Below are 16,816 nucleotides of genomic sequence, written 5' to 3' on the forward strand. Positions count from 1 at the left end.
TACTGCGGTACGAACGAGGCATCCTCGGCCACGCCTCCGGAGACACGGCCTTGGCCGACCCACCTCAGCCCACGGTCCGCGGATACCGCTGGCCGAAGTGCGCCGGCACGCTCATCCCTCGCACCACGAGCACCGCCGGCCGGCCCATGGTGATCGCGGGCGGCTCGGGCACGGTACGGCGGGCGACCGGCGCCGACCTCTGGGGCTACAACCAATCAACGAGAGAACCTCCCCGACACACATTTCGAACGCTTGTGGAACTGGTCGACGAGCACTGCCTACGACGTACGGATCGGCGATGACGTCGGCACCTTTGGCGTAGAAGCGGAAGAGGGCCTCGATGCTCTGGCCCGCGCCGACGTTCTCGCGTGGGCGTGGCGGGCTCGGCCTTCCGCCGAGCCCGCCGTGTCGGCTCCGGACCGGAGCCGCACCTGTGTCATGCCGTCAGCGCTGCAGCGTCAGCAGACCCGGTCGGTAGGGCAGGAGACCGTAGTCGCCGCCTGAGTTGGGGCTGCGTCCCTGGTAGAGCAACTGCAGATTGCACGGGTCGACGGTCATGGTCTGATCGGGGCTGGTGCGGATCAGTTCGCCATGGCTGATGTCGTTGGTCCAGGTGGCGCCGCTGTTGGCCTTGCCCGCGAAGGGGTTGCTTTCGGTCGCGGCCTGGGGTGTCCATGAGCCGTTCAGACTGGTGGCCGTGAACGAGCGGAAGTACCGGCCCTGCGAGCCGATCGCCTCGACGATCATGAGGTAGCGGTCCTGGCCCTGGAGCTTGTAGACCTGCGGGGCTTCGAACAGGTTGTTCGTCGTGTCGCTCATGATGACTGTCGAGTTGGCGCCGAAAGTGCCCGGGAAGTTCCCGATCGGCATGCTGGCCCGGTAGATCTTGCCGTTGTCACCGGCGAAGAACAGGTACATGTTCGTCCCGTCACCGATGAGCGTCTGGTCGATGGGTCCTGTTCCGGAGCCGGTGATGCTTCCGGAGAAGAGCACCTGCTCCGCCGACCAGCCGTTCGGGTTGGTGGGGTCGCTCGATGTCCGGTAGGAGAAGGCCGTCCCACCCCACTGATAGGCGAGCACCCAGATGTTCTTCGGGGCGAAGTAGAAGAGCGTGGGCGCGACGGTGGAATTCGACATCGCGTTCTGGCCGGCCGTGCCCATATCCGACCAGTTGGTGAACAGGCCGAAGTTCATCGAACCCCACCTCGTCCCCGTGTCGTGCGTCGTCGCGTAGACGAGCTGCCTGCCGTTGTAGGGGACGACGGTGAAGTCCTTGAGCGAGGCCCAGCCCGGCTTGGGCTGCGCCAGCGCGCCCGTTGATGTCCAGCGGTACGTCGACGGAAGAGCACACGTGCCGGGGTTGCCGCCGCCGACCTTGACGAGCTGCCACTGCTGGTTGCCGCCGCCCCAGTCGTCGTACTGGACGATGTTCGCGTTGTCGGCGGTGGAGGCGCCTTGTACTTCGAGGGCCTTGTTGCTGTGGCGCGCGATGAGCCTCACGTAGCCGTCCGAGCTGTCGGCCAGCCGCCACTGCTGGTTGGTGCCGTTCAGGTCGGCCCACTGGACGATCGAGCCGCCGTTGGCGGTGGACGCGCTCTGGACGTCCAGCACCTTGCCGGAGTGGCGGGACTTGAGGCGGTAGTAACCGCCTCCGGAGTCGACGAACTGCCACTGCTGCTGGTTCTGATCGTTCCTGGACCACTGGGTGATGCGGGCGCCGTCGTTGGTCGCCAGGTTGTAGACGTCCAGGGCCTTGCCGCTGTTGCGGTTGACCAGCACGTACGAGGCGTTGGTGTCGATGGTCGTCGCCGCGCCGGCGGGCTGGGCACTGAAGAACGTGGCCAGGAGCAGTAAGGGCGCGAGGACGGCGAGCAGGCGTTTCAGGTGGACCGAGGAGGGATGGCGAGACCACATCAGAAGAGCTCCTTCGGGGGGTGGGGGTGAGGAGGGACGGGATAGGTGTGAAGGCGGCCGCACATGCCGAAGAGTTGGTGCTCCGGGCGCTCCAGTCGTGACACTTCACCGTGGCCGAGGTGAGAGAGGTCTCCGGCCTTCAGCCGTTCCAGCTGACGGCCGGTGGTGACGGCTGCGGCCAGGGGGCCGTCACGCCAGCGGATCCTCCAGGCGTCCAGGAGCTCCCTTTTCAGGCGGTGGGCTGCGATGTGGAACTCCCGCAGCCCGCCTTCGCGCAAGGCCAGGAAACCCTCGAGTGCCAGGTCGCGGCGGCGGCGCGCTGCCGCGGCCTGGTCGCCGGTCAGGGCGGCCGCCGCCCGGTAGGCGTGGGGATCGGTCAGCACAGGAGCGGGGAAGGTGAAGACGGCGTCGCCTGCCTCGGGGAGTCCGCTGTTCTGCATGAGCACCACGAGGCGCAGACCGCCGGCGTTGACGAGGCGGTGGATGGTGCCGGGGGTGAACCAGACGACGTCGCCGGGGTGCAGCGGGGTGTCGGCGAAGCCGGAGGTGGTGAGGGTCTGGACGCTGCCCGCGCCGCCGACGACGACGTAGGCTTCGGAGCAGACGAGGTGCATGTGGGGTGTGCCGCCGCACAGCCCGTCGGCGGCCTCCCAGTCGTACACGGTCAACCCGGAGATCCCCACGCCGCCGGGGAGCGGGGTCACCACGGGTGTTCCGCGACATGGCGGGTCAGGCGCCCGGGGGTCCATGCGCCGTCGGCCACGACGATCCGGTAGCGGCGCGACAGGGTGTCGCCCGGGGCCAGCGGCAGTTCCTTGTCGAACGCCAGGGACGGGTTGACGGCGGGGATGGGCTCACTGCGGACGAACCAGTGGCAGGGAGCGTCCGGATCGTCCAGGAAGAGGAGCGTGGAGGAGCGGTCGACCTCGTCGTGCGTGCCGATGAAGGCCAGCCAGTCGCCCTCCTCGCCCATCGCGGGGCCGATCACGTCGCCGCCGGTGAAGTCGCGCGGGCCGCGCCAGAACAGGCCGGAGTATCCGGCGAGCTCTCTGCCCTGTGTGCCGGGGCTGCCGAACATCAGAGGGGTGTCGAGGACGTTGGTCAGCGCGGTGGTGACGTCCAGGGTCCAGGAGTCGGCCTCGACGTCGCGTGCGGTCAGCGTGCGGCGCTCGTCGATCCAGTGCTCCCCTGCCATCGTGTGCCAGGCCAGGTCCTCGGTGATCACGGCGCGGTCGTGGCCCGTCTCGGCGGACACGGTGCGGCTGCGCATCGTGCCGAGGTTCGGCAGGTCCACGTAGCCCTGGCCGCGCAGGTAGGTGCCGCCGCCCCAGAAGTTCTGCCCCGACACCCATGACGCCGTGATCTGGACGCCCTTGTGCCAGCGGTGGTCGTGCGGCCGGTACCCGGTGACAACGTCGCCGGCGAGCGTGCGCACCGGATGCAGGTAGGGCTTCGGCGCCTCGAAGGGGTCCATGACCGGCCGGTGCACGTACCGGAAGAGGTCGACGTCGCGAGCTCGGACGATCAGCGAGTCCTCGTTCTCGAGGAGTTCGAACGTCATCGGAACACCTCCGGGCGGCCCCCGTTGAGTGAGTCGTAGAACGGGTCGGCGGCGTCGATCTCTCCGCGCCGGACCGGCAGGCCGGTGATCGCGGCCTTGTACAAGGCGGTCACCAGTTCCATCGTGGGCCTGCCGAGGTCGGGCCGGATCCCCGCGTCGTAGCCGTCCAGGAAGTCCGCGAGCTGGGCGGTGTGCGAGCTGGGCACGTCGTCCGGCGGCTCCCACTTCACGCCGGACGACCCGGCGGTGAACGTCCAGTCCGCGTTGGAGTAGCCGTACAGATGCCGGAGCTCGACCGTGGCGTCGGTGAGATCGAACCGCAGGTAGCTCTCCTCGCGTGGGGAAAGGACGCTGTTGACGACCGTCGCGATGGCTCCGTTCTCGAACCGGACCAGGGCCGCGGACACGTCCTCGGTCTGGACATCGCGCTCGAGGCGGCCGGCCATCGCGCGCACCTCGGCCCATTCGCCGAGCACCGCGAGCATCAGGTCCATCTGGTGGATGCCGTGGCCCAGCGTCGGGCCACCTCCCTCGCTCTCCCAGGTGCCGCGCCAGGGCACGTCGTAGTAGGCGTCGTCGCGGTACCACGCCGTGACGCACTGCGCGACCAGCGGACGGCCCAGCGTCCCGGCCGCGATCCGGTCGCGCAGGTACCGGGCCCCCGAACCGTGCCTGTGCTGGAACACCGCACCCGCGACGGCGGGCCCCTCGGCGGCACTGATCCGGTCGAGCTCGGCCAGCGACAGCGCCACCGGCTTCTCGCACCACACCCACGCCCCCGACTCCAGGCAGGCCACCGCCTGGTCGGCGTGCAGGAACGGCGGCGTGCACAGGTGCACGAGGTCCGGCCTCTGCTCCTGGAGCATCGTGTGGACGTCGGTGTACACCGCGGGAATGCCGTGTTCGGCCGCGAACGCCTCGGCGCGCGCGGCGTCCACGTCGACGGCTGCCACGATCTCGGCCCGGTGCGCCTGCGCGCGGAGGGCGGGAACGTGGCAGATGCCCGCGATCCCGCCCGTTCCGACGATCGCCGTTCGTATCATCCGCCCAGCACCTCCTTGATCGAGTGATAGGCGGGCTTGGGCAGCAGGTTCTCGTCGTAGGGCAGCGCCGCGCCCTCACCGGGGAAGACGGAGGGGATCCACGAGTACTTGTCCGTGTAGTCCCAGATGGTGATGCCGACGCACTTCCTGACCGCCAGGCAGGCCTTGACGTAGTCGGCGTACCACGTGGCCTGAGTGGCGAGCTTCTCCGGGGTCGCGGGGAGGGTCATGCGGATGTCGAGCTCGGTGATCGCGACCTCGACCCCGAGGTCGGCGAAGCGCTGTATGTTCTGCTGGACGTCGGCGGGGAAGCCGTACTGGAGCGCCAGATGGCCCTGGATACCGAAGCCCTCCACCGGGACGCCGTCGGCCTTCAACTGCTTGATCAGGGTGTAGTAGGCGTCGCTCTTCGGGCCGATCCAGTCGACGTTGTAGTCGTTGAGGTACAGCTTGGCGTGCCGGTCGACCTCGTGGGCCCAGCGCAGGGCGTCGGCGATGTAGCCGGGGCCGAGCGTCTTGTAGAAGAGCGTCTCGCGGTAGGTGCCGTCCTCGTTGAAGGCCTCGTTGACGACGTCCCAGTGGATCACCTGGCCCTTGTAGTGCCGGACCACCGTCTGTATGTGGTTCTTGAGGATGCCGCGCAGCTCGTCGGCGGTCCAGGTCCCCTCGGTGAGCCAGGCGGGGAGCTGGTTGTGCCAGATGAGGGTGTGGCCGCGGACCTTCTGATGGTGGGCCTTGGCGAAGGCCACCACCTCGTCGCCGGCGGTGAAGTCGAAGACGCCGCGCTCGGGTTCGGTGGCGTACCACTTCATGGCGTTGCCGGGGGTGGTCTGCCCGAATTCGCTGCCGAGGAGCTTCAGATAGGAGGCGTCGGTGAACTCGGGGTTGTCGGTTGCGGAGCCGAAGTACTTGTGGTGCTTCTTGGCCAGTTCGCCGAGCGTCCTGGGACGGGGCTCGGCGGCTGCGGGCGCGGCGGCGAGGCCGGCCGCGAGGCAGATGGCGGCGGACAGGGCGGCGAGATTCCGGGATAGAGGCATGCCAAACACACTCCTCGGGTGCTGGGCGGTTCAGTCGAGGACGATCGTGGTCAGGGCGCGCGGGGCGAGCGTCGCTGTGAGGGTCGTGCCGTGTGTGGAGACGATGTCGGCCGGGGTGAGCGAGCGGGTCTCGTCGGTGACGTAGCCCTCGGGGTGCCGGTCGTGTCCGCCGCGGAGAGAGAACTCGGCGGAGCTTTCGGTGGTCGCGGTGTTGAGGATCTCGATCACGCGGCTGCCGTCGGTGTTACGGAAGGCCGTGATCTTCAGGGCCGGGTCGGCGTACATGACGGGTACGCGGACGGCGCCGGGGCGGATGAACCGGCTGAAGGCGGCCAGCGCCCAGTACCGCTTGGACACCCGGTAGCCGTCACCGGGGTTGGCGAGCTGGATGAGCCCTCGGGTCGCACCGAGGGACGCGCCGGTCCAGTAGACGTAGGCATTGGCGTTGCCGACGGTCAGGGTGTTCTGGATGTCGGCCGCGACGGTGAGACCGTCGTAGCCACTGCCGTCGTCCCAGTTCTCGTTCCAGGTGGAGCCGTCCGGCGACCACTCCGACATCCACACACGCTTGTCGGTCGGCTGCGGGACCTCGGTCGGACCGCTGTAGCGGTGGCCGGTGATGGTCCGCACGGCCTTGTCGGCCGCGGGGTCCGCCTCGATGGCCTCGGTGAAGGCGACCTGCCGGTCCCAGCCCGCGGCGTCGCAGCAGACCACCCCGGTGTTCAATCCTGATGCGCGAACGGTCGGGCCGAGCACCTTGAGGAAGTCGACGGCCTGCTGCGGGGTGAACCGCATCGAGGCGTAGGTCGCCGTCCAGTCGGGTTCGTTGGTGAACCCCAGGTCGGTGATCCTGATGCCTTCCTGACGGTAGAACTTCGCGTACTGGACGAGGTAGTTGGCGTAGGCCTGGCGCCATTCGGGCAGCAGCTCGCCGCCGTCGTTCTCGCTGCCGTTGGTCTTCATGAAGGCCGGGGCGCTCCAGGCGTCGGCGAAGAACCGTTTGACGCCGTAGGCCTTGGCCTCCTTGGCGAGCCAGACCTGGCCGCCGTCCCAGCCGTCCCAGACGTACTTCGGCGTGGCGTCCGGCCCGCCGGGATCGGCCGGCAGGATCGTCGGCATGTGGTCGTAGACCCTGTCGGTCGACGACCCGATGCCCAGGCGCAGGATGGAAAGGCCGGCGCCCTTCTCCTTGCTGAGCAGCAGGTCGAGCACCTCGCGCTGCTTGGCCGGGCTGAGACCGCGCGCGCCGTGCAGCAGGTCGGCCCGCTGGAAGGCCATCGAGAAGCCGAATCCGTCGATGGGCTGGAGTTCCGCGCGGAAGTCGATGTCGGATGGAGCGGGGTCGGCCACGGCCTGTGACGATAACGCGAACATCAGTGCCAATGTCAGTGCGGTCAGGCGTTTCACCATGTCTCCTCGGGGATGGAGGTCGCGCAGAAGGGGTCAGCCCTTGGTGGCGCCCGCGGTGAGGCCGCCGATCAGCTGCCGCTCGGCGACGGCGTAGAAGGCGAGGGCGGGGACCATCGCGAGCACGATGTAGGCGAGGACGAGCGCGTAGTCGGTCGAGTACTGGCCCTGGAACTGCTGGACGCCGACCGGGATCGTCTGCCATTTCGGGTCGTTGAACACCAGCAGCGGCAGGAAGAAGTTGTTCCAGCTCGCGACGATCGCCAGCACCGAGACCGTGCCGAGCGCCGGACGCGCCATCGGCAGCAGGATCTTCCAGAAGAAGCGGAACTTGCCGCAGCCGTCCACGATGGCCGCCTCCTCGATCTCCGCCGGGATGGTCCGGAAGAAGCCGCGAAGGATGATGATCGTCATGGGAAGCCCGAAGGCCGCCTGCGGGAGGATCACCCCGAGCGGGTTGTCGAGCAGGTCGAAGTTGCGCAGCATGAGGAACAGCGGCAGGACGGCCACCGCGAACGGGAACATCAACCCGATCGTGAACAGCGTGTAGAACAACTCCTTGCCCCGGAAGGCGTAGCGGGCCAGCACGAAGGCCGCCATCGCGGCCGCCGCCACCGTGCAGCACGTCGTGCCGATCGCGATGCCCGCGCTGTTGGCGATCTGCCGCCAGAACATTCCGTCGCCGAGGATGCCGGTGTAGTTGCCGGTCTTCCACTGCTCCGGCAGCCCGAACGGGTTGGTCGTCAGCTCGCCGGTGCTCTTGAACCCGGAGATCACCGCGTAGATCAGCGGTACGACGACGAACGCGCCGATCAGCCAGACCACCGCGTGCAGCGACAGGCCGCGTGCCGTCCTGCGGGCGTTCATCGATCGCCTCCCGAGGTGACGGCCCCGCTCAGGTCACGGCGGAGCACGTAACGCTGGTAGAAGAGGGAGAAAACCAGACTGATCATGAACAGCACCACGCTGATCGCACTGGCGTAGCCGACCTGGTACCGCTTGAACCCGAACTGGAACATCGAGATCGCCATCGTCTCGGAGGAGTGGTTGGGCCCGCCCGCCGTCATGACCCAGACGAGGTCGAAGAGCTGGATGGACCCGATGATCGAAAGGAAGACGCTGATCCGGATCGTCGGGCCGAGCAGCGGCAGCGTCACGTGCCGGAAGCGCTGCCAGGCGCCGGCGCCGTCGATGGAGGCGGCTTCGAGGATCTCGCCCGGGATGCTCTGCAGCCCGGCGAGGAAGAGCATCATGTGGAAGCCGAAGTACTTCCAGATCATGACCACGAACAGGGTGGGCATGACCGTCGAGGGATCGGCGAGCCACGTGCCCTGCAGCCCCTCCAGGCCGAGGACGCCGACGAGATGGTCGGCCATGCCGTCGCCGGGAAGGAAGATCATCGTGAAGAGGACCGCCGTGACCACCTCGGACAGGATGTACGGCGCGAAGAACAGCATCCGGTAGACGGCCCGGCCGCGCAGCCTCTGGTTGAGCAGGACCGCGGTGAACAGCGCGAACGGCAACTGCACCGTGATCGACAGGACGATCAGGTACAGCCCGCGCCCCAGATCACCGAGGAAGACCTCATCGTCGAACAGCTTGGTGTAGTTCGCGAAGCCGACGAAGTCGTCCATGGGGCCGACTCCGCCCCACTTGAAGAAGCCGGTGTAGACGGCGACGACGATCGGAGCAAGGACGAAGACGAGGAAGAGGACCAGAGCCGGGACGAGGAACCAGGCGACCGACGCCCAGCTTCCCCACCCGCGCAGGAGCGACCGGGCCGGGGTGGGCGGGCGCAACGGCACGACGTCCTCCGTTCGCTCCTCGGCCAGGGTGGATGCGGAGCTAGGCACCCTTCGCAGCCTCCGTGATCGACCTGGTGACCTGCTCGGGCGTCTTCCTGCCCGCGATGAGGTCGGCGACGCTGTCGTTGACCTCCTGGCCGACCGCCGGCGGGTAGGCCTGGTCGAGGAAGAGCTGGAAGCCCGTCGCCTTGACCAGGCTGTCGGCCACCACCTTCCGGTTGGCGTCGGTGAGCTGGCGCTCCGCACCCTTGACCACCGGCAGATAGCCGTTGGAGGCCAGCAGCTTGGACTCGTTCTCCAGAACGAGGAACTTCAGGAAGTCCAACGCCTCCTTCGGGGCGCCCTTGCGCAGAGCGAAGCCGCCGCCACCGCCGAACACCTCGGTGACCTGGCCGACACCGCCGTCGACCGTCGGGAAGGGGAAGAAGCCCAGGTCCGCTCCGAGGTCGGCGCCCGCGTCCTTCTGCACCGACGGTCCCCACTGCCCCATCAGTTCCATGGCGGCCTTGCCGTTGCCCATGGTCGCGGCCTGGCCGCCGGGGGTGGCGTAGCCGGCCCCGAGGAAGGCTGTCTGGAACGGCTGGAGGTCGACCAGCTCCTTGAGGTGGGTGCCCGCCTGCACGAAGCCGGCGGCGGTGAAGTCCTTGGTGGTCGCGGCCTGTTGCAGCGCGGGGAGGCCCGCGACGCGCATCGCGAGGTAGGCCCAGTAGTAGTGGCCTGGCCATTTCTCCTTGCCCGCGAGGGCGATCGGAGTGATGCCCGCCGTCTTGAGCTTCCTGACGTCTTCGAGGAGCTCGGCCCAGGTGGCCGGCGGAGCGGTGATCCCGGCCTTGGCGAAGAGCTTCTTGTTGTACCAGAAGCCGACCATGCCGACGTCGTAGGGCACCCCGTAGGTCCGGCCCCCGAACTGATAGGCCTGCAGCGAGACCGGGATGAGGTCGGACGACCAGCCGAACACGTCGGTGAGGTCCTCGACCAGCCCCGCGTCGACCTGCTGCTGCAGCACGCCGCCGCCCCAGGTCTGGAAGACGTCGGGGAGCTTGCCCGAGGAAGTGGTCGCGGTCAGCTTCGACTTGAACGCCTCGTTCTCCAACGAGGTCGTCCTGATCGTGATGTTCGGGTGAGCGGACGTGAACGCCGAGGAGATCTGCGGGAAGAGGGACTTGCCCGGTTCCGTCGTGGCGATGTTCCACCACTCGAACGTCACCTTGCCGTCGGCCGCCGGCTTGCCGCCGGAGTCGTCGACGCCGCAGGCCGCGGCCATGGAGACGGACAGTGCGGTCAAGCCCGAGAGCGCCAGGAAGCTTCGTCGGCTCAGGGGGGTGCTGGCCATGGGACCTCCGGAGTGGGGAATGCCGGTTTCGCGCCCGAAAATGTTTCGAAATACTCTCGAATTCTGTGCTGCCACAAACTAGAAACGCGGGGCTCCTCGGTCAAGACCTGTCGCCAACTTATCTAGAAGCAGCGACTGTTCTCGGGCTTGACAAGCAGTCGCGCCGACCAGAAACTCTTCGAAAGTTTGCGATACCTGTCGCCAGCTGAAGGCGTCCGCGCGCAGAGGAGAGAAGTTGAGCGAGCAGCGTCCGACCCTGGCCGTCATCGCCGCGGAGGCAGGGGTCTCCCAGGCCACCGTGTCCAAGGTGATCAACGGCCGCTCCGATGTCGCACCTTCGACACGCGAACGGATCGAGGGCCTGCTGCGATCTCACAACTACCTCCCGCCCGGCCGGCAGGGCAGGGCCCGCAGATCGGGCCTCGTCGACCTGATCATCGGCGGTCTGGACAGCGCGTGGGCGGTGGAGATACTGCGCGGCGTCGAGGCCGAGTGCGCCCGGCGGAGCGTCGGCACCGTCGTGTCGCTCGTCCCGCCGGGCGAGGCCACGCCGTCGAGCTGGGCCACACTGCCGGTCCTGCACCACAGCGACGGTGTCATCCTCGTCACCACCTCGGTCACCCACGCCCAGCGCGCCCAGGTCGAACGGGCCGGGGTGGCGCTGGTCGTCATCGACCCGATCGATCTGCCTGGCAACGGTGTGCCGAGCATCGGCGCGACCAACTGGGCGGGTGGCCTCGCCGCCACCGAGCACCTGCTGGAGCTGGGGCACCGCCGGATCGCCACGATCGGCGGGCGCAAGGAGATGCTCTGCAGCCAGGCCCGCATCGACGGGTACCGGACCGCGCTGGAGCGGGCCGGGATCGAGGTCGACCGCGACCTGATCCGGTTCGGCGACTTCCAGCACGAGGGCGGGTTCCAGGGCGCCCGGGAACTACTCGCCCTCCCCGAGCCACCGACCGCCATCTTCGCCGGTAGCGACCAGCAGGCGATGGGCGTCTACGAAGCCGCCCGGCAGGGCGGACTGAGCATCCCGCGGGACCTCAGCGTGGTCGGCTTCGACGACCTGCCGATGTGCGAATGGCTGTCACCGCCGCTGACGACGGTGCGCCAGCCGCTGGAGGAGATGGGCCGGCTCGCCGCCCGCACGCTGTTCCAGCTTCTGGAGGACCAGCCCTTGGTCAGCCCTCGGATGGAACTCTCGACCGAACTCAAGGTCCGGCTCTCCACGGCCCCGCCCCGTCCTTAGGAGAGCCCATCGACCGGCCTCCGGGGCGCCGGATATCGGCGTCCCGGAGATGCGAACCGGACTAAATGCTCGCTTATGGCGGGATCTCTCCTCAGGAGCCGCCATTCACATCCAGCGCCCATTTATCGGCTCTGACATCCGCGCCTGACCCGGATTCCTCTCTGCTTGTCCGAATGCGAATGCAATGGACCATCGAGGATGTCAACACGGGCCGGTCAGGGGCCTCCTCATCGAAAGATTTTCGGCACACCTTGATACTGCCGGAAGCCGCTACGGGAGCTGCTCCAGGGGAAAGAATCCCGAAATTTTTTCGAAACTCTTGACATGTTTCTGCAGGGTTTCCACACTGAGTCACAAGGCGGTGACGCCCCCTGTCCGAATTCCCGGGCACCCGCCTTGAAATCGTTACGCCCTGGTGATGCGTGCCCTTTATCAAAGGGACAAGGGCGTCGTTCACGCAGTTCATTCTGCCGCGCTCAAATCCTTCCGTGATTTCCATCCTGGAGGCTCATTCATGCGCTCAAGTACCATTCCACCGTCCACCGTCCGCCGGAAGATCGGCAGCGTCTGTGCGGCTCTGATCGTCGGCGTCCTCGGTTCGGCCGCCGTGCTGGTGGCGCCGCAGACCTCACAAGCCGCCGAGAGCACACTCGGCAGCGCGGCGGCACAGAGCGGCCGCTACTTCGGCACCGCCATCGCCTCGGGCAGGCTCAGCGACTCGGCGTACACGACGATCGCGAGCCGCGAGTTCAACTCGGTGACGGCCGAGAACGAGATGAAGATCGACGCCACCGAACCCCAGCAGGGCCAGTTCAACTTCGCCGCCGGTGACCGCGTCTACAACTGGGCGGTGCAGAACGGCAAGCAGGTACGCGGCCACACCCTGGCCTGGCACTCCCAGCAGCCCGGCTGGATGCAGAGCCTCAGCGGCAGCGCGCTGCGCCAGGCGATGATCAACCACATCAACGGCGTGATGGCCCACTACAAGGGCAAGATCGTCCAGTGGGACGTCGTGAACGAGGCTTTCGCCGACGGCAGTTCGGGAGCCCGGCGCGACTCCAACCTGCAGCGCTCCGGCAACGACTGGATCGAGGTCGCCTTCCGCACCGCGCGCGCCGCCGACCCGGCCGCCAAGCTCTGCTACAACGACTACAACGTCGAGAACTGGACCTGGGCCAAGACCCAGGCCATGTACGCCATGGTCCGAGACTTCAAGCAGCGCGGCGTGCCGATCGACTGCGTCGGCTTCCAGTCGCACTTCAACAGCGACAGCCCGTACAACAGCAACTTCCGCACCACCCTGCAGAGCTTCGCCGCCCTCGGCGTCGATGTGGCTGTCACCGAACTCGACATCCAGGGCGCCTCGGGCACGACCTACGCCAACGTGACCAACGACTGCCTGGCGGTCCCGCGCTGCCTCGGCATCACCGTCTGGGGGGTGCGCGACACCGACTCCTGGCGACCGGAGCACTCGCCGCTGCTGTTCAACGGCGACGGCAGCAAGAAGCCCGCCTACACCTCCGTTCTCAACGCACTCAACGCCGCCTCCCCCAACCCCAATCCGCCCCCCACGCCCGGTTCCGGACAGATCAAGGGCGTCGCTTCGAACCGCTGCCTGGACGTGCCCGGTGCCAGCACCACCGACGGCACCCAGCTCAACCTGTGGGACTGCAACAACCGCACCAACCAGCAGTGGACCCACACCGCCGAAGGTGAGCTCCGGGTCTACGGCGACAAGTGCCTGGACGCCGCCGGCACCGGCAACGGCGCCAAGGTCCAGATCTACAGCTGCTGGGGTGGCGACAACCAGAAATGGCGCCTCAACTCCGACGGATCCATCGTCGGCGTCCAGTCCGGCCTCTGTCTTGACGCCGCCGCCAACGGCACCGCCAACGGCACCCTGATCCAGCTCTACTCCTGCTGGAACGGCAGCAACCAACGCTGGACCCGCACCTGACCTGCCACAGCGAAAGGTGAACCGATGAAGACCTACGGTGCGGCTTCCCCCGCCCATCCACAAAGACATCGCTGGTGGTCCCGGTTAGCTGCCGTGGTGGCGGCGACCCTTGCGCTCGGCATGCTCGTCGCGGTGAAGCCGACGCCCGCCGAGGCGGCGACCGTGGACACCAATGCCTGGTACGTCCTGGTCAATCGCAACAGTGGCAAGGCGCTGGACGTCTCTGGCGTGTCCACCGCCGACGGCGCGCGGGTCAACCAGTGGACGCGCAGCGACGGAGCCAACCAGCAGTGGCAGTTCGTGGACTCCGGCGGCGGGTTCTACCGGCTCAAGGCCCGGCATTCGGGCAAGGTCCTCGACGTGGCCGGCGCCTCGACCGCCGACGGTGCCGCGATCGCGCAGTGGGCCGACGGCAACGGAACCAACCAGCAGTTCCGCCTGGCCGACTCCGACGCGGGCCACGTCAGGTTGATCAACCGCAACAGCGGCAAGGCCGTCGAGGTGCAGGGCGGCTCCACCGCCGACGGCGGCAGCGTCGTCCAGTACACCGACTGGGGCGGCGCCAATCAGCAATGGCAGATGGTCAAGCTGCCGTCCGGTGGCGGCGGATGCGGCAGCGCCCCGACCCTGGCGAGCGGTACGCACACGATTCAGAGCAGCGGTAAGAGCCGCGGCTTCATCCTCAGGGTTCCCGACAACTACAACAACACCCATCCCTACCGGCTGATCTTCGCGTTCCACTGGAGGGGCGGAACCGCCGGCGAAGTCGCCTCGGGCGGAACGAGCGGGAACGCCTGGTCCTACTACGGCCAGCAGGAACAGTCCAAGAACAGCGCGATCCTCGTCGCCCCCCAGGGCCTCGGCAACGGCTGGGCCAACTCGGGCGGTGAGGACGTCACCTTCGTCGACGACATGATCCGGCGCATCGAGGGCGGACTCTGCGTCAACCCGGCACAGCGTTTCGCCACGGGATTCAGCTGGGGCGGCGGTATGAGCTACGCACTCGCATGCGCCCGGGCGAACACCTTCAGGGCTGTCGCGGTCATCTCCGGCGCCCAGATCAGCGGGTGCAGCGGCGGCACCCAGCCCATCGCCTACTTCGGAATCCACGGCATCGGCGACTCCGTCCTCAGCATCGCGCAAGGACGGTCCCTGCGTGACAAGTTCGTCAGCAACAACGGCTGTACTCCCCAGAGCCCGCGCGAGCCGGCCCCGGGCAGCCGGACGCACGTCACCACCACCTACTCGGGCTGCCGTGCCGGGTACCCGGTCCAATGGGCCGCGTTCGACGGAGGCCACCTGCCCGGTCCGGTCGACGGCTCCCCCGACGAGAGCGGCGTCGCAACCTGGACCAAGGGAGAGATCTGGAGGTTCTTCGCACAGTTCCAGTGACACGCCCGCACCATGGAGTGGAGCCAGGATGATCCTGGCTCCACTTCGTCGTCGTCTGCCTCAGGCCGAAGGACGGAGGAGCTCCTTCCAACAGGAGCGCATCTGCCCGAGTCGCACGGTGACCTGGCCGCGGCGCCGGCGAACTGCGTCACCTGCGAGGCGCTGGAGGCATCGTCCCAAGGACCGGCGCGACCACAGCCTCATGACCGCTCCCGTGGGCCCGTACGAGAGCGAGGCCAATGAGCAGGATCAGTGCCGCCCGGGTGGCGGGCGGGCACCGGCCGCGGGGCAGCCGGCGCCGCGCTCCTGACCGTCGTGGCCCTGCTGCCCTGGCTGTCCCGGACCGACCCCGCCCTGACCGTCCTGCGCGCCCGCTCCGCCGAGCAGGACCCCGCGCCCGCCGACCTCGCCGCCGTACGCGCCGAACTCGGCCTCGACGAAGGCCCCTTCGCGCACCTCGCCGACTGGCTCGGCGGGCTGCCACGCGGCGAGGCGGGCACCTCGTGGGTGTCCGGAGAACCCGTCCTGCCCCAGGTGACGGCGGCACTCGGCGTCTCCGTCACGCTGATGCTGGGCGCTCTCCTCGTCACCCTGCTCGTGACCGCCCTCCTCGCTACCCGCACCGTGCACCTCGGAGCACGGCGACGGTTGCGCCGCGAGCGTACGGGTGCCTCCGCCGCGGTCGTGGCCGCACTCCCCAAGTTCCTGCTCGCCTCCCTCCTCTCCCTGGTGTGTGGGGTGTGGCTGGGCTGGTTGCCATCCGGCGGCTGGGAGGGACCGGCGTCGATGGTGCTGCCCGCCCTCGCGCTCGGCGTGCCCTCCGGAGCGGTGATCGGCGGTCTGCTCGACCAGGCCCTGCCCGCCGCCTTCCACGAACCGTGGGCCTGGACCTGGCACGCCGTCGGATTCCCGCCCGGACACACCGCCCGGCACGCGCTGCGCCGCGCCCTGCCCGGCGTACTGCCCCAGCTGCTGCCCACCGTCGTGGCCCTCGTCGGCGGCGCCGTCGCCGTGGAACGCGTCTTCGACATCCCCGGCCTCGGCCGCCTCGCCCTCGACGCCGCCATCGCCCAGGACCTGCCTCCGCTGCAGACCGCGACACTCGCCCTCGTCCTACTCGGCACCACCGCCGGCCCCCTCGTCCAGGCCCTGCGCCGCGCTCTCCTCGGCGGGCCCCTGCGCGACGGCGCCCTGCCGGCCCTGCCACGAGCAGAACTACCGGCGGGCCGGGGCCGACGCCTCGTCGCCACCGGCTGCGCCCTGGCTCTCCTCACGCTCGTGGTGGCCGGGTTGCTGCGCGACCCCCTCTACGTCGACACGGCCGCCCGCCTGCTTCCGCCCTCCCCCGCCCATCCGCTCGGCACCGACTCCCTCGGCCGCGACCTGCTGGCGTGGCTGGGCCACGGTGCCGTGCGCACAGCGACCGTCGCACTCGCCGTGACCGCGCTCAGCGCGCTGACCGGCCTCCTGCTCGGCCTCGTCCCGCGCTTCAGCACGGGCCTGACCGACGTCGTCGCGACCATGCCCGCCGTCCTTGCCGGACTCCTCGTCACGGCGGCCACCGGCCCGTCCGTGTGGGGCGCGGCGCTCGCCGTGTGCATGGTGGGCTGGAGCCCGTACGCAGCCCAGACCGCCGCCCTGTTCGAACAGGAGAGGGCGAGCGGCCACATCGCCGCCGACCTCTCCCTCGGCGCCGGACGGCTCCATCTCCTCCGCCGCCACCTCCTCCCCGCCATCACCGGACCCCTTCTGCGCAATGGCCTGCTACGCCTGCCCACCGCCGTCCTGGTCCTGGCCTCCCTCGGCTTCCTCGGCCTCGGCGAACAGCCCCCCACCCCGGAATGGGGACGGCTCCTCTCCGAGAACCAGCCCTACGCCGAACTCGCCCCCTGGACGGTGCTGGCCCCGGCCTGCGCGCTGATTCTGCTCTCCGTCCTCGCCGTCACGGCCATGGCCACGGCCCCGCAGGGCGGGCGGCGGCGCGGACCTGTCAGCCGCGTCTGAGCCGATCCGTCCCGTGGCCGAGCGCGCCACCCGGCCGCCGAACCTCGGCGTACTCAGCCGTCCGGCATGGCGGTTCACGACGTCGATCCCGCGGATCGCGTCCCGGCAATCGCC

General features: G+C 68.7%; 13 protein-coding genes. 4 read left to right on the top strand and 9 right to left on the bottom strand.

Annotated features, from left to right (window positions below; translation table 11 throughout):
- Positions 1 to 444 precede the first annotated feature (444 nt).
- The 9 genes from ACFV9D_RS00520 to ACFV9D_RS00560 all read right to left on the bottom strand — a co-directional run bounded on the left by ACFV9D_RS00520 (position 445) and on the right by ACFV9D_RS00560 (position 10,100).
- Positions 445 to 1,914: a non-reducing end alpha-L-arabinofuranosidase family hydrolase gene (locus ACFV9D_RS00520; protein WP_385138618.1), complete on the bottom strand. Its 1,470-nt coding sequence runs from the start codon at positions 1,912 to 1,914 to the stop codon at positions 445 to 447.
- Complete coding sequence (locus ACFV9D_RS00525; RefSeq protein WP_385138621.1) at positions 1,914 to 2,663, bottom strand: cupin domain-containing protein; 750 nt, start codon at positions 2,661 to 2,663, stop codon at positions 1,914 to 1,916. Before ACFV9D_RS00525 ends, ACFV9D_RS00520 begins: the two co-directional genes overlap by 1 nt.
- Positions 2,615 to 3,475: a PmoA family protein gene (locus ACFV9D_RS00530; protein WP_385138624.1), complete on the bottom strand. Its 861-nt coding sequence runs from the start codon at positions 3,473 to 3,475 to the stop codon at positions 2,615 to 2,617. Before ACFV9D_RS00530 ends, ACFV9D_RS00525 begins: the two co-directional genes overlap by 49 nt.
- On the bottom strand, positions 3,472 to 4,518 hold the full coding sequence (locus tag ACFV9D_RS00535; protein WP_385138627.1) for a Gfo/Idh/MocA family protein: 1,047 nt from the start codon (positions 4,516 to 4,518) through the stop codon (positions 3,472 to 3,474). The genes ACFV9D_RS00530 and ACFV9D_RS00535 overlap by 4 nt, the downstream gene beginning before the upstream one ends.
- The gene (locus ACFV9D_RS00540; protein ID WP_385138630.1) at positions 4,515 to 5,555 is read right to left on the bottom strand and encodes an endo-1,4-beta-xylanase; all 1,041 of its coding nucleotides are present in this window, start codon (positions 5,553 to 5,555) and stop codon (positions 4,515 to 4,517) included. Before ACFV9D_RS00540 ends, ACFV9D_RS00535 begins: the two co-directional genes overlap by 4 nt.
- A gap of 30 nt (positions 5,556 to 5,585) precedes the next feature.
- The gene (locus tag ACFV9D_RS00545) at positions 5,586 to 6,905 is read right to left on the bottom strand and encodes a glycoside hydrolase (protein ID WP_385138633.1); all 1,320 of its coding nucleotides are present in this window, start codon (positions 6,903 to 6,905) and stop codon (positions 5,586 to 5,588) included.
- 93 nt (positions 6,906 to 6,998) lie between these two features.
- Positions 6,999 to 7,829 carry a carbohydrate ABC transporter permease gene (locus ACFV9D_RS00550; RefSeq protein ID WP_385138636.1) on the bottom strand — a complete coding sequence of 277 codons (831 nt, stop codon included), beginning with the start codon at positions 7,827 to 7,829 and terminating at the stop codon, positions 6,999 to 7,001.
- Positions 7,826 to 8,731 (bottom strand): carbohydrate ABC transporter permease, encoded by a 906-nt coding sequence (locus ACFV9D_RS00555; protein WP_385139403.1) that lies wholly within the window; start codon positions 8,729 to 8,731, stop codon positions 7,826 to 7,828. The genes ACFV9D_RS00550 and ACFV9D_RS00555 overlap by 4 nt, the downstream gene beginning before the upstream one ends.
- Before the next feature lie 76 nt (positions 8,732 to 8,807).
- The gene (locus tag ACFV9D_RS00560) at positions 8,808 to 10,100 is read right to left on the bottom strand and encodes an extracellular solute-binding protein (protein WP_385138639.1); all 1,293 of its coding nucleotides are present in this window, start codon (positions 10,098 to 10,100) and stop codon (positions 8,808 to 8,810) included.
- Between the two features lie 235 nt (positions 10,101 to 10,335).
- Here ACFV9D_RS00560 and ACFV9D_RS00565 point away from each other — a divergent pair, with 235 nt between their 5' ends.
- The 4 genes from ACFV9D_RS00565 to ACFV9D_RS00580 all read left to right on the top strand — a co-directional run bounded on the left by ACFV9D_RS00565 (position 10,336) and on the right by ACFV9D_RS00580 (position 16,702).
- Entirely contained in the window at positions 10,336 to 11,349 is a 1,014-nt protein-coding gene (locus ACFV9D_RS00565; RefSeq protein ID WP_385138642.1) for a LacI family DNA-binding transcriptional regulator, read from the top strand.
- A 514-nt stretch (positions 11,350 to 11,863) separates the two neighbouring features.
- The gene (locus ACFV9D_RS00570) at positions 11,864 to 13,306 is read left to right on the top strand and encodes an endo-1,4-beta-xylanase (protein WP_385138645.1); all 1,443 of its coding nucleotides are present in this window, start codon (positions 11,864 to 11,866) and stop codon (positions 13,304 to 13,306) included.
- A gap of 93 nt (positions 13,307 to 13,399) precedes the next feature.
- Positions 13,400 to 14,698 (top strand): RICIN domain-containing protein, encoded by a 1,299-nt coding sequence (locus ACFV9D_RS00575; protein WP_385138648.1) that lies wholly within the window; start codon positions 13,400 to 13,402, stop codon positions 14,696 to 14,698.
- 252 nt (positions 14,699 to 14,950) lie between these two features.
- Positions 14,951 to 16,702, top strand: a complete 1,752-nt coding sequence (locus tag ACFV9D_RS00580; protein ID WP_385138652.1) for an ABC transporter permease subunit — start codon at positions 14,951 to 14,953, stop codon at positions 16,700 to 16,702.
- The last annotated feature ends 114 nt before the right edge of the window (positions 16,703 to 16,816 follow it).

Origin of the sequence: Streptomyces sp. NPDC059875 (assembly GCF_042731085.1) — a bacterium.
Lineage (GTDB): Bacteria > Actinomycetota > Actinomycetes > Streptomycetales > Streptomycetaceae > Streptomyces.